Source organism: Gemmatimonadota bacterium, from assembly GCA_016720805.1.
Classification (GTDB): Bacteria; Gemmatimonadota; Gemmatimonadetes; order Gemmatimonadales; family GWC2-71-9; genus Palsa-1233.
Genome location: JADKJZ010000015.1, coordinates 1 through 19,926, shown reverse-complemented (window position 1 = coordinate 19,926; position 19,926 = coordinate 1). Strand labels below are relative to the sequence as shown.

Genomic DNA, 19,926 nt, shown 5'->3' with positions numbered 1-19,926 from the left:
GCAGAATGGTACATCACGGCGCGTTCAGCTGCCGCGTGTTAGCCGGCGATGCGCGGAAGGAGCAGCGCCGCCAGCACAGCCAGCCCACCGACGATGGATACGATACCGACCAGCGTCATGTGTTGTGTGGCCTGTGGGACGGCCCACGCCGCGAAGCGATGGTGGAGTCGCCAGGGAATCATCGCCAGGGCAAGGGATGTGACAACGAGCATCCAACCGAAGAGCGCGATCCCCTGGCCAAACGCCATCCGTGGTGCGCTCGACACGAGCGAGGCACCCGCCACGACGCGCAGCGCGAGTTCGGTAAAGTGCGTCCGTTGCGACGTCGCGAAGCCGCCAAGAAATCGCTTCGTGGTCTCGGGGTAGATGATCGCCCCACCGCCGAGAGTGAGCAGGTACAGCGCGAACAACACGACCCCGGCGATGCCAACCACCGCGATCAGGTGATCCTGCACGACTCCCTCCCTGCGATCGTCCATCCGCCTGTCGTCCGCCGCAGCTCCCACCTGCACGACTGAAAGAAACTGAAACGTCCGCTGAACGGCGCACGGTGAGGATAGCTGCAGCTCACGGTGACTTCTACCCACTTCCGGACGGAATCAGCACCGGGAGCCCCCCGCACGACGACCTGGTATCCAACCGGCGACGCCTCGGCACCCGTGAGGCGAATATCGGGACAGTTCAGCACTGGAGGTGGCGGGTCCATGCTCGCGCCAATGACGCCGCTCGCCTTCAGGAGCGCACGCGTGGCGGAATCGCCGGCAAAGAACTGTTCCCCCTGTCTGCTGCCTGCGCTTCGCAACGAATCACTCACCAGTCGCCGGACGAGACTCAGATAACTCGAATCTGCGGCCTGTGCCGACATGGTGGGTCGGAGTGCATTCGGCATGGCGGCGAGGAGGGCAAAGAGAACGAGGCTCTTACGCATGCTGACTCCAATGTGTTGCCTTGCGCGATCCCGAGGCGTCACGCGCTGACAGCAACGGACGCGGGTTAGGCTGCTCAGGCGGCCGATGGAGGGCAGCTCATCGACGCCACGTGTATCCAAAGCCAAGACCCATCAATCCCGCGGCGTTGCCGGACCCGTTTGGGGCGTAGCCCACCCCACCGGAGAGCGACGCCGTGAAGCCGCCGTTGGCGACGTACTGGTAGCCGGCCTGAAGGCCCGGTCCGTAGGGACGACGACAGTGCGCAAAGCAGCTCTGCTCGACCTCGATCTGCGCCACGCTGAGCTCGAGGAAGCCACGGTGCCTGACACCGGCGGTATACCCACGCACACCGACCGCGACCGTGACGCCGTTGGCATCGCCCTCAATGACCGACGGGGTGTAGCCGAGGCCCCCGAAGAGAGACATCCGGCCACTGCCGAGGTACTTCTCGCCTTGGACCCCCAACCACCCCATGGCATTGCCGACCCCGGCCAGGAACGATGTCGAGCGCATCTGCGGCTGCAGCGCGGGCTCGGCCCGTTGTGCGTGCGCCGGTGCGGCAAGGAAGGCGAGGGTGACGATCAGGCTCAATGCGCGCATTGCAAGCTCCGCGATTACGGGGACGGGGGAGTGAGATTCGGATCCACCTAGCGCAGCCTGCGGCCGTGTGCTTCTACGGCAAGGCGAGCCGAGCGACTGCAGCCCCAGAGGTGCAGGCAGCATACAGCGAGGACAGCCCTGCGGAAGATCCCTTCCCGGCGACTCCAAGGAAGCTATAGCCACCTGCCCGCCCGTGAGGCACCACCGCCACCACCGAAGCCACCCGGGGGGCTTTCCGGTGGTCGGCGAGGGGCGGCAGTCGTGGGGCTGTAGTGTGGGCGGGACGGCGAATGACGCCAGTGTTGTGAGCAGAGCTCGGAATCCGGCAGGCGAGGTCGGGCCAGCGGGAAGCGTTGGCTGTCCAGACCACCAAGGTCCGGGGTCTACCGCACGGCAAACTTGTTGGAAATCACCGGGTCGTCAGCGCCAAGGCGCAAACGAAAGTTGCCGCTGGTGGTCGGGGTCGAGAAGACGAAGGTGTAGGCTGTCCCATTCGCCAGGAGGAAGTCCGGCTGAGGGCAGTCGCTCCCGCGGCGTGGGACCTCAGTCCACCCGGCGTCTGTTTGTCGGTCGGTCTGCACGCCGCACGAGATGGCTCCGACATGGATCGGGCCGCCGCTGTGGTTTACCAGCTGCGCACTCGCCCCGGAGCGGACCGCGACCTGTTCCGGGACAACGATGAACACCGACCGGCCCGGGCTCCCAGTGGGCGAGTCGGTGCACGCGGCGCACAGCGCAACCAGGAGACTCGCGGAGATGAACTTCAACGTAGTCATGGTTCCTCCCAGACGTGGTACCGCATACTGGTTATGGCCGACCGCCAAGTGCGCTCCAGCCGGGGAACGCTGCAACCGCCGGCTAGACCTCGCCCCCGACGCTACTGCTGAATCGCCAGAGCGACCAGGTGCTTGACGCCTGACTCGTCCGCGACGAAGCCGTAGACCCTTCCCTGCTGGAACAGCAGCGGCCCGCGCGCATTGAGCGGAAAATTGTCCACGCGTGCGACCGCTACTCCGGCGGAGTCGAAGACTTCCATCACCTGCTCCCCGCCTGGTCCGAAGCGTTGGACCCAGAGGCGGTGCCGATCGTCCACATGCAGGGTGAAGAACGGTGGAAAGCGATCCGGGAGCACGAGGTCCTTCGGCAAGGCGCCGCCGGCAGCAGCTGGGAAGCGGGCCAATGCCGCCCTGGCAGAGTCGCGAACCGGGGCCGGGATCGCGGGGGTCTCCGCCGACAAGGTCAGCTGCGCGACTGGCGCGCACTGGCCAATCGGAAACTTCTTCAGCACCGAGCTGCCACGAGCGGATTGCGCCCAGATGAACCCTGCCGGGTCGACCGCTGTCGCGAACCAAGGGCCGGAGAACGGAAGGGGGAGGAGCCCAATCGCGGCGTTGGGGCCCGTCATGGTGGCGATGTTGGTCTGTCCACCCGCCGGCCGGTGCGACACCATGCAGGAGTCGCGCTTCACCTCCTCCGACGAGGCGAGATCCGTGGCCCAGAGCCGGGCGCGGTCGAACCACACCCCGGTGCCGAGCGAGTCGACGATCGTGGCGTACCGCTCCAGAAGCCGACCATCATCGAGCGTTTGCGCGTCCCAGCGCACGCCCGGCCTGTACTCGCTCGGCACCACGACAGAGCCGAGGGCACGCCCGGCGGCATCGAAGCGGCTGAGTCGGTGGGTGCCGCGATCGTGCGCGATGATGAGCCCGGATTGGGTCACGACGAAGCCGTTCGCATCGGCGAGTTCACCCGGGCCAGTGCCCTTCCGGCCGAAACTGCGCACCGGCTGTCCGTTACGATCGAGGAGGTGAAATCGCTGGTCCTGGTAGTCAAAGTGAATGAGGGTGTCGCCAGGGAGCATCGCCACACCGAAGTTGGCATCGAAGGAATGCGGCCCCTCGGCCTCGCCACCCACGCGCCATTCCTCCCGAAGGGTCCACGTCGGCAGTGGGGTGGCACTCGGTGCGCGGTCGCTGCAGGCAGCGAGCACCATGAGGCCGGCGAACGAGATGAACCAGCGGGGAGAGGTCACTGTGGCTCCGGGGGAATCGAGTCGCTCGAGGATCGTGCGCTCCTCGAGGCGGTGCCTACGCAAACCAGCGCCTTCGTTCGTAGGGCTACAGTGAATGGGGCAAGGCTACTTCGGGTGCCAGGTGAAGAGCCGCATGTTGTCAGCATCATCCTTCGCAAACAGTACCCACCCGGCGCCGACCCCCAGGACTCTCCAGTCCTGCGGCATGAGACATTCCGCCATCCGTGCTCCCGTGGCGCTGAACTGCTCCCATCGGTATCCGCTCAGGTCATTCATCGAGAAGGTGACGGGGGGATCCTTCGGCCCCGGATCCGTGCCACTGAACGTGCGCTGGACCCAGATCGTCCCTCCCGAGCCGGCCACGACCCGACTGAAGAGCGGATAGGTCGGGTTGATCGGCACCATCTGCAGCATCCCCGACACCGTTGCCTCGCGGCTTGCCTCAGGAAGCTGCGTGGACGCGAGGGTTACCAGGCGGGTCGCCATGGCCTGGTTCGTCCGGACCGGCTCGCCAATCCCGAGGTGGACGATCCGGTCCTGGCCTCCGCGAAGCTCGGCGACCGTGATGTCGGGGGAGGCTCCGGTGGCCAGCATGATCCGGGCGACACCGAGCGGTGCAGAAATGCCGGTCTGGGAAAAGATCCCGATCTCGCTCGGCGGGTCCGGCAGCTTCAAGCTACGGAGGACCACGGTGCTGTCGGCTCGGAGAAGTCGAAAGCTCATCTCCGTGGCCTCGGCCTTGCCGCGTGCCCCCAAGGAGCGCGCAACCTCGACAAGCTCAGGTCCAAGCTGCCAATGTGCGGTTGGGATCGGAAGAAACTTGTATGGCTGTGACGATACCGGCTTACCCGACCGGGTCCACCGCATGATTCGGTGATTGCCGAGATCGATCACCGCGATTGTGTCGCCCGGGCCCGACAGCACGGCAATCACGCCCTTGATCTCGCCGGGGCCTTCGCCCTGGCGCGCCAGTCGTGTGATTCGTCCCGATGTCCGATCGATGCGGATCAAGTCGTTCTTCGCGCGATCAACGAGCACGACGCTGCCATCCGCGAGAAGCGTGGAGCGGGCATCCGGGCCGATGAAGAGCTCCTCTGAAAGCGCGGGCCACGGCTCAAGCCGGCCGACAGTCTCCGGGCCGGATGTCTTGGGGCCTTCCCGGCAAGCGAGTGATTGTGCCGAGAGTCCCATCACTCCAAAGCAGAGCATGGCGAGCAGGAGACGGCCGCCGGACGACACAAAGCGCTTCACATTTTCCTCCTAGGAAACCACGCTCGCGAGCTAGCTGCTACCTGACCAGCGCCTTCGGCAACGTGGCGCTGTAGATCTCGGAGGCCGGTGCTGAGCTGAGATAGATCTTCCCCCGCGACAGATCGGGGGCAATCCGCCAGACGTCCTTTGCTCCTGCAAAAACCAGATCAGCGACCACCCTCCCACTGGAATCAGCGACGAGGACTCGCGCATCCACATCGGGAGGGCTCTTGAGCAGAGCCCACGCCATGTTGCCGACAACTCGCACGTCAGCGAAGTAGAGCAACGGGTGAAACCGGGGAGTCTGCGATTCCTCCTGGTTCCGGCGTCGATACTCGTCGAGTATGGGAGCAGCGGCAGAATCTGGCAATCGCACTACTGCCTTCCTTTGGCCACCGCGTTCGTAGACGGCGAGTTCCGGAACAGACGCAAAGGCCAGCCAGAATAGGGAATCAGCGGTCATCGCGGCCAGGACATCATTGGCGTAGTAGGGCGGCACTTTGGCCTGTGCGGCCAACTGGCGGAACGCCCCCAAGTCGTACTCGCGGTTGAATGCCACAACGGGCTGACCAATGGTATGCGCCACCGCTCCTGACGGAGTCAGAACGCGGAGGAGCGTCCCCTCAGCGCCTGCGGTCGGTGCCAGGATGCCACCGTCGGGATTGAGGACGAATCGCCCCAGCGCAATCCCATCTGGAGCCGGGCTCGAGCCAAGGCTCTTTCCTTCGCTGAGGAAGCGCTCGATGCGGCCATTCCCGACGTTCAGGGTGACCAACGTGTCACCGACCAGTTGAAGGCCCAGCGGGGTGAGCAACTGGCCTGGCCCCTTCCCCGGTTCCCCGATTCGACGCACGAGGGCGCCGGTGGATGGGTCAATCACGATGATCGACGAGGGGGTGTACTCAAGAACGGCAAGTTGCGCAGAGGGTAGCATCACCATATCGGCCGGCCGGAAGAACACGCCATCATCGGCGCTCGCCACCGTGTCCACCACCAGCCGGTGGGACACTTGATCAACTTTCGGAGCACTCCTGGTACAGGACGAGAGCGCCAGGGCGAGGACGAGGCTGACGGGGTGGCGAAGCCGGATCATGGGATTCTCCCCCGTCGAATGGTGATCGATCGGCGTGCGGTTCGGCGGCCAAGCTACCTAGGGCGCGACACTGCCGCGGATCGGTGGAACACTCGTCCGACCGCTTCCCGCTTCCACCCCCGGCCACATCTCACCGTTCGCTGCGAGTTCAGCTGCCCGCTTCCGGTTAAGTCGCTTCATCACGGCGAGCGTCCCGCCATACAACAGTGCGCCTTCAACGGCCGCCGCCAGCGGAGCTGCCCACCACACGCCGCCTTCCGAGATCGCGAGCACGACACCAGCGCCGACCGACAGGATGGCGAGGACCCCTGCGAGGAGAAGCGCGCGCTGCAACCGTTGCCGACTCCTGGTGCTGCACGGCCCGCACACTTGAAGGCCCTCAAGCAACGAAGGTCCCTGACGGGTACCGGGCGCATAGAGTGGCCCGTCGCAGCGCGCGCAGCGCTGCGCCGCATTGCGCCGCCTGCCCAGCCACCGTTCCGCCAGCGCGAAGCTCGCGAGTCCGAGGGGGACGCACAACACGAGACTCGCCACGAGGGGACCGAGATGCAGCACGGAGATGATGCTCCTGTTGGGGCCCACAGGGTTGTGGTTCCGAGGCGGGGCCCGTCGAGGCCCGCGAGTGCCCTCGTGAAGCTACAGCGGGCGGATCGAGTCGTCGGGCCCCCACCGCAGCAGACAGCGGCTAGGTGGCCGAACTTCGACCCGCTGTCTTGAGCTCCACGACAACACCCGGAACGCGGCGCTGGATCGCCGTCACGAAGCCTGCCTTGTCCGCGGGTGAAATGACCACCGCTTTGCGCTTGGCGTATTGGACTTCGAGTCGATCCAACGAGAGCGCCGGCGAGGAGAGCAGCGTGGCGGTGGAGCGGATGCGCTCGATGGCCTGGAGCTTCACCACGATCCGCAAAGGACCGGAGCGGACGATGAGCTCGGTGTCGGTCACGAAATACGCGGTGGCGGTGAAGATCCAGACGATCGGCGCTGCAACAACAACGCTCACCGCCACTGTGAAGAGGATCGCACCGATGGAGCCGGTCTGTCCGAGGGCAATCAGCGATACCGGGCCGACGAGGAGCGCGGGGGCAACGAGTGCCACCAGCCATTTATCGACTTTCGAGGGGAAACGCATTCCTGGTTCGTTCACGGTATCTCCATGCTGGCCATGCAACCACAAATGCCCCGGACTGCCCCCCCTTCCATTGAAGCTACTGCCACCCGGCCACCGGTGAGGGCCCACCCCCGCCACCCAGTCCGCGGAGGCGCTCCCGGCTCAGGGTGCCGCATCCCTGCCGAGGCGCATGCCGAGGCGGAGCGGGAGGGCGGAACGGCCGTAAATGGCGTTGCTGCGCCAGTGATACTGCACATCGGCGAAGAGCCGGAATCGGCCATGCTCGGCCTCGACCCCGACGCCCGTCCCAAGGATCGCGCTCGTCGCATCGCTCCCGCCGAAGAGGGTGAGCCCTCCACCGATCTCATAGGGTTCGTCGACTCGGAGGTTGGCGATCGCGGCCGTGCCAACCAGATAGGGGCGGACGCCAGGTGACCCCAGCAGGCGGCGCGCCTCGAGGCCAAGACCCGCCGACGTACTGGAAAAGCGATCCGGCCCGGAGCGAGTCGATGCGCCGGAGGCGCTCAGGCTGACCCCGTAGCGCCACTGCGCGTCCGTCGGGTGGTAGAGCAGCAGCAACTGCCCGCCGTACATCGCGGGGGAACGGCTGTTCCCCGCCAGCCCGATCGGGTCCAGTTGTGCCACCGGCCAAACACTCAGTTTGGGGCCCTGCGCCGGCAGCGCGACTGGAAGGCTCGCCGCGAGGCAGAGGGTGGCGAGGCTGAGCCGGATACTTGAGGAGCGGGACATTCAGTGGTCTCTGGGCGGGAGGGAGTAACTCGGAGTGTCAACCATGGAGCCGGATGACGGAGTCAACCATCTACCAGGTTGCACACCGGCCTAGGGCGTCGCCGCACGTCGCTTAGCTGGGACAAGCCCCTCCACCTTCCATGTCCCACACTCAATGCGAACGTATGCGGTCGGCGAGCCCTTGTTCGGCTCAGGCAGGATCTTCCATAGTCTCCGCGCTGCGCCCAGACAGGGGCCGTCCCTGCTGGAGCGCCCGGATTTGTTCGCGTTTTTGAGAGCCGCTGGATCTGGTATTCCGTGCCTGTCAGAGAGTCCCGCAACCGAAGGGCACAGGTGCTTGCTGGAGCCTGCAGTGAATCGTTGGCAGCGGCCGACGCAGAGGTGTCCCACACGATGGGAACCATTCTCGCGTTTGCAAGCTCGGTACTCAGCACCTCTTGGTCCCGGCACGCTGAGAGCCCGAACACCAAGACCACCGCCGTCGCAGGCCATTTGATAGGATGCATCATCGTCCGCGTGTTCGAGAAACCCTCAGTTGCCCCAACGGCGTGCGTTGCTGCGGCGGGGCCTGCCGCGGCCCGCGCGTGCGTTCGCAAAGCTACGGGGCGTGAGCCGAGGCGTCCGGCCCTTACCGCAGCAAACGCCTGTTAGGGCGCAATCGACTTTGGGGTGTCAGTGCCGGCCGGTAGCGCCCCGCGTCTCGCGACCCGTTGGATACCAAGTCCTGTCACACCGCCAATGACGGAAAACAGCGCCGCACCACTTGCCAGGTCGCCGATCGAGATTCCGGGCATCGATCGCCTGGCAACAACCGCCACGAGGAGAAAGACGAGCACGCCGCCGATTCCGCCGAATCCGATGGCACGTCGTGCCCGGAGTTCAGCGCCATTGGGATCGGGTCGCCACAGGCCAAGGACGACACCGAACGCCGCCCCGGCGATCAAGCCATAGAAGCCGAAGAGGCCGAAGACCGGCATCGGGGACCAAGAGCCCAGATCCCGGCCAATGGCAATGGCCCCAATCAGGTTGAGGATCACTCCAACGAGACCCCAGCAGGCCGCGGAGATCAGGGCGAGCTGGAAAACCGCGCGTAGGCGTCGGGAAGTGCTCATTGGATACCTCGTGATTGCACCCTGACGGCGTGCGGTTCTCCGGCGGGGCCCATCGCGGCCACCGTGTGGCTTCGCTACTTCACCCCAAGCCAGTAACTCACCTTCAGCGCCAGGAAGTTGTCTCCGTCCGCGCCGATCGCATCAAAAGCCGCCCCGCACTGACCACCGTGCCGTAGGGGTGAACTGCTGACGGTTGTTCTGCCAGATGACATACGCCGTGCTCCCCGGTTGCCACTCCCAGCGAAGCACCAGGTTTGAGCGGAAGGAGAGTCGGTTGAAATCGAGATTCGGGAGGGCGAAGCTCTGCGCGCCATCCGTCACGGTATACGAACTGTCCGGATTGCGGACAATCCCCGTCCCGGATCCTGCCGCACCATACTCCCGAAGCAGTCGGCTCCTTGGTGCAGCGAGCTCGCCAAACGTCGAGTACTTGCCGCTCGCCGCGAAGGGCTCGGCGTACGCCTCGACGGTGAAGTTGGCCGTGATGGCGTAGTTGAGCCGGAACCGCGCCGAGAGTTGGCTCCGCTCGACGGTCGCGAAGGCGTAGCGGCTGCCGAAGGTCGCCGCCGGGCCGCCGCTCCTGGTGGTGACGTACTGCCGGGTGTCCATGGAGCGCGTGTAGGTCGGGTCGACGGACGCCTGCCAGCGCGCGCCGGGCCGCACCGACAACGTCGAGCGCGCGGTCCACGACCAGCCACCGAGTTCGTCGTCGGTGTGGCCAAGGTTGACGCTCCAGGTCACCGGAATGTTCGGGCGGCTGTTGAAGCCGCTCGTGATACTCCACGAGTTGGGGGTTCCCATCAGCGGACCGCCGCGGGTGAGCACATCGCTCGTGGAGCGGAGGTTGTAGGAGAGGTTGAGGGAGGCCCGCGTGAAGTTGTTGAAGGTGAGGTTGGAGCTGAGGCCGAGGTTGGAATACTGGCGCACACCGCCGAAGTTCCATCCCGCCCGCGTGGCCAGATTGAGCATGTAGAAGCGGTATGCCTTCTTCGGCTTGGAATTGCGTACGCCGAAATCCGCGTTGAAATCGATGTCGTCGGCCGTCTGCATCCGCCCGAGATCGTTGATCTCGAAGCCGGGTGAGCGGGCGAGCAGCTGGATGCCCCAGAATGAATAGCCCGCGTTCTTGTCGTGACGGAGCGAGGCGGTATAGCCACTGAGCGAGGTGCGACCCGTGGCGTACCGGATGTGATCCTGGTCCGGCCGCTGGAAGAAGTGCGCGCTGCCGCGCTGCAACCGCGCAATGGCCGTCGAATCACCGGCGACGTAGCTGCCCCCGACGAAGCCCGTGAGCTCGTACTTCCCTTGCTGGGTCCGGAGCTTGAAGTCGAGGCCGCCGCTGATGGCGTCGCGAGCGAGAATGTCCTGCAGGCCACCGCGTTCGTCGACGAAATGATGCGCGTGGGTGAGATTGAACCCCACGTTCGACTGCTGCTTCCCGAAGTCCTGCTGCATCCGTACCACGGCAAACGCACTCGCCGGTTCGACGGCGACGGCATCGGAGCGCTCGGGGAGGGAATCGTAGGAGCGGGCCTGTTCCGACGGTGTCACTGCCGCGAGCATGCCGATCGAGAGCCCCGATGTGAGCCGCCCGGTGACCTTCGCGGCCGAGAGAATGGTGGTGTTGCTCGGCTGATCGACGAAGTCGCCGCTGATCGTTCCTCGCGGCGGTGCGCCGATGCGGCGACTGTAGAAATAGACTGGCCGGTTGATGAAGTTCTGCGCGAGCCCGGTGAGCGCCTCCGCCCCTTCGGTGAAGAACGGTCGCCTTTCGGTGAACACGGTCTCGAAGGCGGAGAGATTGACGTCCGCGGGATCGGCCTCAACCTGACCGAAGTCGGGGAGCACGGTGGCATTCAGGGTCAGGTTGGGACCCAGCCCCATCTTGAGATCGCCCCCCACGCGGCCGGATGCCTTCTCCTCGAAGGGATTCCGGGGGTTCACATTGGCGCGATAGGTCAGCCCGCCGGTGACGTAGGGGAGCAGCTCCAGGCGCCGTGCCACGGGAATCCCGCTGATCCCCTCGAGCTGCCCGAACTTCGAGAAGAACCCTGCCACATTGCGGGGGATCAGGACCCAGCTGTCCTTCTCGTTCTTGTCGGGCATGTTCCGCGTGAGCTGCAGCCCCCAGATCTGGTTGTCCCCCGGGTTGAACCGCAACTGTGAAAACGGGATCCGCATCTCAGCCGACCACCCCTGGTCGTCCACGCGAGCGTGGGCGCTCCAGACCGGCTCGAACTGCGCTTCGCGCCCACCCTCCTGGTCCTGCGGGTGGTACCAGTCGCCACGCACGCCGCCGGAGTTGACCGAGAAGGAGTACCCGGTCTGGCGGTCGTGGTACGGGTCGAGCGACACCGTGAAGACTTCGGCGTCGCTCTCGGAGTCGCGCCGACTGATCGAACGGCGAATCGCGTGGGCGTCCGGCCGGTGCATCCGCGCCGCGATGTAGAGCGCGTCGTCGTCATAGAGGATACGGACCTGGGTCCCCACGCTCGGCGCCTTCCCCTCGTCGGGGTCCCGCTGCACGAAATCCGAAATGACCGTCGCGCTGGCCCAGGCGGCATCGTCGAGCAGGCCATCGATCTGTGGTGCCTGCCCCGTGAGTCGCGATGCGCGGGTGGACTTGGGCGGCGACTGTGCGACGAGCGCGTGCGCCGGCGCCATCGTCAGGATGGCGACCAGGGCGGATCGCGTGATGGCTGGATGGATGGTCAGATCCCGCTCAACAGGTGAATGGCATGCTTCGCGTGGGCTTCCCAAGGATGTGGGCAGTGGTCACGGGGGGCAAGAGTGACCGATGTCAGCCCTCGGCGGACCCAGCCAGGTAGCTGATCGCGCTGCCCGATCGGCAAACTTGGCGGCGACCATTCGACCATCAGCATGCTCGAGCACCACGGTCACCGCGACGGCACCAGATCGCGCCGACGCTGCGCCGCCGGGGTTGCGTCCGCCGAGCTCCCGCGCGAGCGGACGACCTCAGCCCGAAGTATCGCAGGCGTGACGCCGGCCGCGAGCAGCGTTCGCGCGGCGATCCCCTTCTCTTCGCGGAGCAGCCCGAGGAGGAGGTGCTCGGTGCCGATGTAGGTATACCCGAGTTCACGGGCCTCGACCATCGCGAGTTCCAACGACTTCTTGGCGCGCGAGGTGTAGGGCAACTCGGGGTCGGCGATGACGCTTCGACCAGGCGTCAGCCCTGCCAGCAGGTTGGCACGAAGGTCCGGAATGGAGACCGGGAGGGCCTCGAGCGCCGCCAGGCCGCGGCCGCCGACGCGGAGCAGACCTAGCAGCAGGTGTTCGGGGCCGACGTACTCGTGGCCGAGGAGGCCTGCCTCCTCACGGGCCAACTGGAGTCCATGCCGGACACGGTCGGTGAAATTGAAACCGTCCAAGGAAACCCCCTCGCGCTTTCAGGTATGGCGACTCGCCCTACCACTTCTCCATGCGGACGTCCGCCAGCACACCTGACAGGTCGTTGAACAGCAGCGACGTCGGCTTCGCCGGCATCGGTGGCAGGGGAGATCTCGGTGAGCGGCCCCTGCACCTTCACCCGGAGCCTCGCCACCCCCCCGCCCTCCAGCTCGAGCTTGATTGGAACGTACGCCAGGAACGTCTCCGACACGTTCTGCTGCTTCACCCGGAGCTTGACCACGTACTTCCCAGCCTCTCCCGGAGCGGCAGTCCATGCCACCCGGTACTCGGGGATCGCGGTCGTGGTGAGCCACTGATCGAAGAACCAGTCGAGGGGGCTCCCTGCATGCTGCTCGGCGATCCGCCGGAAGTCGTCAGTCGAAGCGGCGCGCCCCTTGTAGGTCTGGAAATAGTCGCGCATCGTGGCCTCGAACTTCTCCTCCTTCATGGTGCGGAGGTCGAGCATCAGGATCCGAAGCATGTGCAGCGCCCACGCGCCCTTCTGGTACACCACCAGGCCGTACTCCGAGCCGTCGGACGCCGTCGCGGTCCGATAGCCCAGGCCGACCGGGCCAACCTCACCCTGCCGTGCGCGCAGGTCGGTCTTCCAGAGATCGAGTTGATCGAAGTAGTACTTGCTCTTCTTCAGTGCGATCTGCGTGTACCAGAGCCCCGAGAAATTGGAAAAGCCTTCGCTCAGCCACTGGTCCCGGTAGCTGGCGAAGTCCACGCCAATCCCCCCACCACTGGTGTGCTACTTCGTGGGCGCGGAAGAACTGGTTGAAGTCGCCGTTCGCGCCTTCGTCATCCGCAAAAGTGGAGTAGCTCAGGTGGATCAGGCCGGGAAAGGCCTCCCCATGCCCGTAGGGGATGATCGTCGCATACAATCGCTTATGGTCCGTCTCTCCGAACACGGCCGTGAAGAACTCTGCCGCCTGGGAGACGTCCTGGCCCACCGATTCCTTGGCCTTCGCCATCGAGCGCATCCCGAACGACCGCAGCGCCTGGTCGGAGTGGAGGACGACGATCTCGGGGCGCTTCCCGTTGCTGGCGACGAGGTGGTCCTCGAAGAAGCCGAGGTTGAACGAGACGTTGCGGATCGGGCCGTCGCTGACCCAGTGCGTGGTCAGCGCCTTGTTGGCGACCGTGGAATCCTTGAGCAGCCCGACGGAGGCGAAGCGGTAGGACTCGGGGGTGTGAAAGGTCAGGTCGAAGTTGGCGCGCTGCCGACTCTCGAGGGGCCGCGGGTACCAGACCGACGAGGACTTGAGGAAGAAGAAGTCGCCGTAGCGATCGATCAGGTCCCCGCCATACACCAGTCGGACGGTGGTGGAGCCACCAGCCGGGAGTGGCGCCGGAGGCCGAGCCAGAGCAGCGTGCCGTCCTTCGCCTTCTGGAGCGCCAACGCTCGGCCGTCGGGGAGGAGGGCCGAGTCGACCGTGATGGGCGCGAGATAGAACGGCAGCCAGGGACCGACCGCCTCGCTGGCGGTGATCCGCATGGTGGTGATGGCGGAGAAGCGCGCCTCGCCCATGCCGGTCCGGGCGATGGTCGCGTCGATGCGGTACTCGGGCGCGGCGTAGGGTGCCTTCACGTCCGATCCATCGGTCGGCACCGGCGCCGGGCCGAACTGGGCGGCACTCTCGGTGGTGCGCAGCCATCCCACGCGGCGCGCCTTGGTGAGGAGTCGGACCGGCTCGGTGCTGAAGGGATCGATCTGCAGCATCACCGGGTTTCCGCCATCCCGGTCGATGTGGGCGTAGAAGGCGCCGGCCGAGCTGTTGAGGAGCGGCAGCATCAACTCGGGGCCGAAGCCCGTCCTCCGGCGGCTTGATGTACGCCAGGGCGTCGTTGGCGAGCCGCGCAGCAGCCGGGGCCGGCACCTGCGGCCCGAACTTCACGCTCCGCTCCAGCTCGGCGCGGGTCGAGTCGGTGAAGAGGAAGAAGACGCGCTTGATCTTGGCACTGACGGTGGAGTCACCGACCAGCCGGGTCGAGCTGGCCGCGCTCGATGGCGGTGGGTGCGGTGAACCGGAACGATCCCGTGCCCACGAACATCGCGCCGACCACGCGGCTCACCGGCCCACCGGCCTGGCGAGCGAGAGGGGTGCCGCTCTCCAGCGTGATCGTCCCGGTGCCCCGGGTGAGGACCAGGTTGGTGACGGTGGCGCCCCGTGCCGGGTCGGGCTCGAGGTCGAGCAGGGCCTTGAACAGGGCGCGGGGCGTGTCGGCCGGGCTCTGGGCCGTCAGGGGGCCACAGGCCAGGGCGAGGAGCGCAACTGAGAGGGCAAAGTGATGCATCAGGCCGCCTTGTCGGGGGGATGATGTGGGTGGAGAGGTTGGGCCACGGCCGCAACAAACGCTGGTATGACAGGTGTGTCGACTAGTGAGGGGTCCGCGACACTTGCGAGAGTCATCACGCCGGTGCGTCAGGTCGGAGCGACGCTCCGTCACCGCCCGTGCGAGAAACGCTTGCCCGTCGGCGAGGCGGGCCATCTGCTCCGAGACTTGGTCAGAGACCCGCCCGCAAGTCTTCAACCTCGTGGGCGAGTCGGGCCTCGCGGTTCGATCTTCGATTGCGCTTCCAGCCCACGGATCCGTCGGCGCCCATTCATCCAGGCCAGCGCGAACGCACCTGACGATGCCACTGCAGCAACAGCCAAGAAGGCATAGAACCGGATCACACTTTCGATGTCCACAGTGCCTCCCTTGCTTGGTGGTGAGAGTCCCAGAAGGGGAACGTGACGGACAGCTGTTGCCACGGTCCGGGAGCGCACGGCCGCTCGACCAATCGAGCCATCGCACACTCCGCCTCCGACGGGGCCACTGCACATCTGCCTAACGGCGTGCGTTCCTGCGGCGAGGCCTGCCGAGGCCCGCGCGTGCCTCAATGAGTCTACAGCGCATGGGCCGAGAGGCGTCAGGTCCCGACCGCTAAACGCTCGTTAGGCGCTATTCCCTGCGGTCACTCGACCCGCGAATACGCCGTGCCCGCAGCACCCAGTGCGTACGCAACACCCTGCCCCGCATATGGAAGCGAGGAGGTCGTTAATGGGGTCACACTGGGAATGAGCCGGGATAAGCCCGCGCCCTGGGCCAGCTCACAACCTGAGGGCCAACGCGATGCATCCACAGCGCCGCCAGTGAACGCGCAACTCGAAAGGCAGAAAGATGAACGAAGCCGATTGCTGCAATGAGATTAGGTGGCCACGCCGAATGCGCTTCCCACGCTCTGAGCCGTGTGTCCAGTGAGCGCACGAAGCTCTTGCATGGCCACGATTACTCCAGCCACAAGCAGAAACCTAGGAGCACTGATTCGACCTAAGCCGAACATTCGGTTACCCCCAAGTCGAGTCTGCCGAACGGCGTGCGTTTCTGCGGCGGGGCCTGCCGAGGCCCGCGCGTACCTCAAGAAGCGTACAGCGCGCGGGCCGAGGCGTCAGGCCCCGACCGCAGCAAACGCTTGTTAGACGACAACCGGGCGAGTGGCAGTGGATTCGTTGGCGATTGCCGTGCGCAATGACCGCTCGAGCTTGGATCGCGCTTCTGGGACACGAGAAAGTAGGCAAGAGGAAGAGCATATTCGCATGTGCGTACCCGCCATGACGGCAAGCCGGACTAGCTGCATCATTTACTCACAACGCTCTCGCCCACTGCTTCTGGCAACTCGCTGACAAGCTCTCGCTGCACCCAAAGCGAGTAGTCAGTGATCTGGGGAGCCGCGAGGGGCTCCTCGCTGAGGGAGTCGTCACCTTCCGGACCGAATAGCTCGAGAGCGGGCTGCCAGTAGGCGATTCTACCTCTTGTATCCCATTTCTGTGGAGGTGAAGTCTCCCATACGGGTTGATCCACCGCGGAACCGCGAGCTCATGACACGCACAGCTTCTGGGCTGCTGTCGACTCCTATCCAGCGTCTCCCGAGTTCTTCGGCGCAGACCAACGTGGTGCCGGACGCTGCGAAGCAGTCCGAGCACAAGGTCGCCCTCTATCTGATGAGGCCAGAATGATTCGCCTGATAGGGTCTGAATTCTTCTCTGTCGGATACCCTCTTAATGCAGATCATCTGGTTGTGCGCATCCTGAAGTCGGGCCAGAGATATCCTGAACGGGTACGCCGGCGCTTCGTCAAGGTAGACCTTCCGGCGCGGGTTGCCGCTCGGCGACCATGCGATTTCCCCCGCGTGCATCCATTTCATCGAGCGTACTCGGCCGATACTCGCCAGTGCTTGCCGGGAGGTGGCAGCATCCCACGCCACTCACCTCCTGTTTCACCGTTGCGGACGCCCGGGGCGTGAACTGGGACCTTCATGAAGGCTCGCCCCGTCTCGGGCTCCACATAGCGATACTCTTTGGCACGACCTGGAGTCCAGGCCTCGACCGGCCGTTGCCACGTGTACTTCGTGCCCTTCGTGTAGAACAGGATGTAATCAGATATGTTGCCGAACGACTTTGTCGTGTAGTTCTTCGATTGCACTTCTTGCGGCTAATGAGATTGCGAAACTGCGCTGGACCGAAGATCTCATCCATCACAAGCTTGATTTCGCAAACCATCTTTGAGTCAAGGTGGACATAGATGGATCCGTCGTCTGCGAGCAGGTCACGCAGTAGGATCAGTCGTTGGCGGAGGAACTCCACAAAAGCGGCGCCACCGAGGGTGTCTTCATACGCGTGCGTCTGCGAGCGCGAATGGAAAACGGTCCCCGTTGCGTATGGGGGGTCGATGTAAATGAGATTCACCTTGCCTGCGATGGCCGGATCATCTCTCAGGTGCGCGAGTGCGCGAAGGTTGTCGGCGAAGTAAAGCCGGTTTCTCGACGAGGGGGCACCAGCCTGAAGCTGAAAGTCTCCAGCCTCCGTTTTGAGCACTTCCTCCGCTGGGGCTTTGCCGGCATAGGTGAGCTCAATGGACGCGTTTGTACGCGTGACGTGCTCGCGGGGTTCTCCCCCGAGCGTTGAACGACGTGACTTCGGGACACCAGTAGCCACCTGCGATCACCTCAGTTAGGACAACAACCAATCGTGCGAAATGCGCTCTTCGAGCATGCGTAGCGTTACAACCTTGACCTTACCGGACCACATCGACTCAAGCGTGGAATAGTCGCGCCACATCGAACCGAGTAGTAGCCCAGGACCATCATTGACAAAGATGACCTTTGTTTTCAATCCGTGCTTCGCGGCGTACCCGAGAACCTCTTGGGCGCAGTCACGGTATTGGCCTGTGCGATCGTCCTCCTGAGCGCCACCGCGGTCGGAGTCGTATCGCGCGAGGCCCACAGCGATCGGAGTATCACCATCGAAGATCACAAAATCGGCCGGGCGGTCCGGCTTGGGTAATCTGGGAACAGGAATGGAGCTCTTCTTCTTCAGCATCTCAACCGGTGTCTCTGGGCTCACGTATTTTCGAAATACTCTCGACAATTGGATTCGCATCCAGCCATCGGATTCTTCAGCGATGCTGGTCAGCAGATCCGTCGAAGAATGGGCCGACTTTACCAACAACCCAAACGAAACCAAAACCGGTTTGTAGAGCTCTGCAGGCCAAAGGGAGGATGTCGGGATAGTACTCGCCGCTGGCGAGGGTAACCCAGAGATGACCATCGGATTGGTAGTCCCCAAATGTCTTGTCGGGCATGAGACCCCAGAAGCTGGTGGCATGGCGTGACCAGGAATTCGAGCATTTCGTGTTGGCGCTGGAAGCTAGTTCGCACAATCTAGCTTGCCTGTTCTGGTGTAGGACGGCGCTTGAGCCCTCGCCGATACTGCCGATCAGGGGCGACTCTGGGTTGCGAGATGGGCTCGCCCATTGGCCGTCTAACGGCGTGCGTTTCTGCGGCGAGGCCAGGTGCGGCCGCCGCGTACCTCAAAGGTAGAGCCTTTGGCGGCGGCCGCACCGCCATGGCCACGCCCGCAGCAAACGCTTGTTAGGATGCAGACCGTGCACGGTGGTCGTGGGGCACTGCGGTTATCGATGCGAGACGGGTGCGCTGCGCCTGGGCCAGCACCTCCTGCGCGGGGCCGTGGGGCAGCTGCCTCGACGGAGCAGGGAAGGCGGGAGGCCGCAGCGGCTACCGGGCAAGCCGGCTTGGGCAATCGGTCGGCCGCTGTCGGCCATCCCGCGGAGCGTCGTGCGGCCCCGCCCTCGAGAAGCGCTTCCTGCGCGGCGCACCGGGCACCGATCCCACCCTGCGTGCCACCGCGACGGACTCCGCGTCGCAATCGACCACCAAAAATCTTCTGTCGTGATTGTAGGTCGTCATCCTAACTACAATTATCCCTCAGATCCGCCTGTCCAAGAACCCTACAAGGAAGCTACAGCCACCCCCCCGCCTGTGTGGCACCACCCCCGCCACCTGCCCCATCCGGGGCTTCTCAGTGTTACGCCGGCGGCGGACCCAGTTGACGTCTCCCCCCAAAAACTTGGGCAGTTCAAAAACTAGAGTAAATTCTGCAGGCTTACCCTCAGCGGATACACAGTAAGTTAGACTTTCTCGCCCGAAGGAGGGGATATGAGGAAGTCGAAGTTCTCCGAGGCCCAGATCGTCGCGGTGCTGCAGGAAGCCGAGGCCGGGATGCCGGTGGCCGAGCTGCTCCGCAAGCACGGCATCAGTCGCCCGACCTATTTCGCCTGGAAGTCGAAGTACGGCGGGACCTCGGTGCCAGAGCTGCGCCGCCTGAAGGAGCTCGAGCAGGAGAACGCCCGGCTGAAGCGGATGTACGCGGAGCTGGCCCTCGAGAACGCCGCGATCAAGGATGTGCTCAACCGAAAACTGTAGGGCCGTCTGCGCGACGGGTCGTCGCGGCGATGCTGGTGCAGGAGCACACCCTGTCGGTGGTGCGGGCCTGTCGGATCGCTGGATGCTCGCGGACGGCGTGGTATCGCCCAGCCCAGGACCGCTCGGCCGCTGACACGCCGATCATCGACGCGCTCACGGCGCTCGTCACGGCGCAGAGCAAATGGGGCTTCTGGCACTGCTTCGACACGCTGCGCGCCCAAGGCCACGGGTGGAACTGGAAGCGCGTGCATCGCGTGTACTGCGCGCTCCGGCTGAATCTGCCGCGCCGGGGGAAGAAGCGGGTGCTGACGCGGCCGCGCTTGGCGCTGGAGGCTCCAGCAGTGCTGAACCGGACCTGGGCGCTCGACTTCATGGGCGACACGCTCTACGACGGGCGCTGCTACCGGACCCTGAATGTGCTGGACGAAGGCAATCGAGAGGCGCTGGCGATCGAGATCAGTACGTCGCTGCCGAGCGTGCGCGTGGTGCAGGTGCTGGAACAGTTGGTGGCGATGCACGGCGCGCCGGCGATGCTGCGGTGCGACAACGGGCCGGAGTTTATCGCGCAGGCCCTCGTGCGGTGGTGTGAGCAGCATGGCGTCGTGCTCCATCACATCCAGCCGGGCAAGCCGAACCAGAACGCTTTCATCGAACGCTTCAACAAGACGTACCGCCACGAAGTCCTCGATGCCTGGGTCTTCACGTCGCTGGCGGAGGTGCGGCAGGTGACCGAGGACTGGCTGGAGCTCTACAACACCGCGCGGCCCCATCGCAGTCTCGGCCGAGTGCCGCCGCGGACCTTTTTGCCGAGATCGGAAGCGGCCTGAGAGTCTAGCTTGGGACTGTATCCTTGACGGGTAAGCCTACG

15 protein-coding genes and 3 pseudogenes are annotated in these 19,926 nt (G+C 64.9%); 2 read left to right on the top strand and 16 right to left on the bottom strand.

The genetic code is table 11. From position 1 onward, the window contains the following. Positions 1-38: 38 nt before the first annotated feature. From IPP98_15540 to IPP98_15500, 9 genes are all read right to left on the bottom strand, one after another. Positions 39-479 (bottom strand): hypothetical protein, encoded by a 441-nt coding sequence (locus IPP98_15540; GenBank protein MBL0180505.1) that lies wholly within the window; start codon positions 477-479, stop codon positions 39-41. 546 nt (positions 480-1,025) lie between these two features. Then, entirely contained in the window at positions 1,026-1,529 is a 504-nt protein-coding gene (locus IPP98_15535; GenBank protein ID MBL0180504.1) for a hypothetical protein, read from the bottom strand. A gap of 383 nt (positions 1,530-1,912) precedes the next feature. Beyond that, a complete protein-coding gene (locus tag IPP98_15530; GenBank protein ID MBL0180503.1) occupies positions 1,913-2,305 on the bottom strand; it encodes a hypothetical protein in 393 nt (130 codons plus the stop codon). Between the two features lie 101 nt (positions 2,306-2,406). Continuing rightward, a complete protein-coding gene (locus IPP98_15525; protein ID MBL0180502.1) occupies positions 2,407-3,561 on the bottom strand; it encodes a hypothetical protein in 1,155 nt (384 codons plus the stop codon). A 105-nt stretch (positions 3,562-3,666) separates the two neighbouring features. Then, positions 3,667-4,812 (bottom strand): hypothetical protein, encoded by a 1,146-nt coding sequence (locus tag IPP98_15520; protein MBL0180501.1) that lies wholly within the window; start codon positions 4,810-4,812, stop codon positions 3,667-3,669. 37 nt (positions 4,813-4,849) lie between these two features. After that, positions 4,850-5,905, bottom strand: a complete 1,056-nt coding sequence (locus IPP98_15515) for a hypothetical protein (protein MBL0180500.1) — start codon at positions 5,903-5,905, stop codon at positions 4,850-4,852. 57 nt (positions 5,906-5,962) lie between these two features. Next, positions 5,963-6,238, bottom strand: a complete 276-nt coding sequence (locus tag IPP98_15510) for a hypothetical protein (GenBank protein MBL0180499.1) — start codon at positions 6,236-6,238, stop codon at positions 5,963-5,965. A 352-nt stretch (positions 6,239-6,590) separates the two neighbouring features. Further along, a complete protein-coding gene (locus IPP98_15505; protein MBL0180498.1) occupies positions 6,591-7,004 on the bottom strand; it encodes a PH domain-containing protein in 414 nt (137 codons plus the stop codon). 174 nt (positions 7,005-7,178) lie between these two features. Next, a complete protein-coding gene (locus IPP98_15500) occupies positions 7,179-7,766 on the bottom strand; it encodes a hypothetical protein (protein ID MBL0180497.1) in 588 nt (195 codons plus the stop codon). A 710-nt stretch (positions 7,767-8,476) separates the two neighbouring features. On the opposite strand from IPP98_15500, the gene IPP98_15495 reads away from it, so the two are divergent. After that, positions 8,477-8,860 carry a hypothetical protein gene (locus IPP98_15495; GenBank protein ID MBL0180496.1) on the top strand — a complete coding sequence of 128 codons (384 nt, stop codon included), beginning with the start codon at positions 8,477-8,479 and terminating at the stop codon, positions 8,858-8,860. Between the two features lie 159 nt (positions 8,861-9,019). Here the strand turns inward: IPP98_15495 and IPP98_15490 are convergent, their stop codons facing one another. The 7 genes and pseudogenes from IPP98_15490 to IPP98_15460 form a co-directional block, all read right to left on the bottom strand. Then, positions 9,020-11,542, bottom strand: coding sequence for a carbohydrate binding family 9 domain-containing protein (locus IPP98_15490; protein ID MBL0180495.1), 2,523 nt, complete (start codon positions 11,540-11,542; stop codon positions 9,020-9,022). A 233-nt stretch (positions 11,543-11,775) separates the two neighbouring features. Beyond that, the gene (locus tag IPP98_15485) at positions 11,776-12,222 is read right to left on the bottom strand and encodes a hypothetical protein (GenBank protein MBL0180494.1); all 447 of its coding nucleotides are present in this window, start codon (positions 12,220-12,222) and stop codon (positions 11,776-11,778) included. Beyond that, positions 12,159-13,016: a hypothetical protein gene (locus tag IPP98_15480; GenBank protein ID MBL0180493.1), complete on the bottom strand. Its 858-nt coding sequence runs from the start codon at positions 13,014-13,016 to the stop codon at positions 12,159-12,161. The genes IPP98_15485 and IPP98_15480 overlap by 64 nt, the downstream gene beginning before the upstream one ends. A 567-nt stretch (positions 13,017-13,583) precedes the next feature. Then, positions 13,584-14,084, bottom strand: a complete 501-nt coding sequence (locus tag IPP98_15475; GenBank protein ID MBL0180492.1) for a hypothetical protein — start codon at positions 14,082-14,084, stop codon at positions 13,584-13,586. Positions 14,085-14,263: 179 nt separating this feature from the next. Continuing rightward, complete coding sequence (locus IPP98_15470; GenBank protein ID MBL0180491.1) at positions 14,264-14,587, bottom strand: hypothetical protein; 324 nt, start codon at positions 14,585-14,587, stop codon at positions 14,264-14,266. 1,495 nt (positions 14,588-16,082) lie between these two features. Next, positions 16,083-17,190, bottom strand: a pseudogene (locus IPP98_15465) (site-specific DNA-methyltransferase). Between the two features lie 96 nt (positions 17,191-17,286). After that, a pseudogene (locus IPP98_15460) lies at positions 17,287-17,917 on the bottom strand (hypothetical protein). A gap of 874 nt (positions 17,918-18,791) precedes the next feature. Between IPP98_15460 and IPP98_15455 the strand changes: the two are divergent. Next, a pseudogene (locus IPP98_15455) lies at positions 18,792-19,885 on the top strand (IS3 family transposase). Positions 19,886-19,926 lie beyond the last annotated feature (41 nt).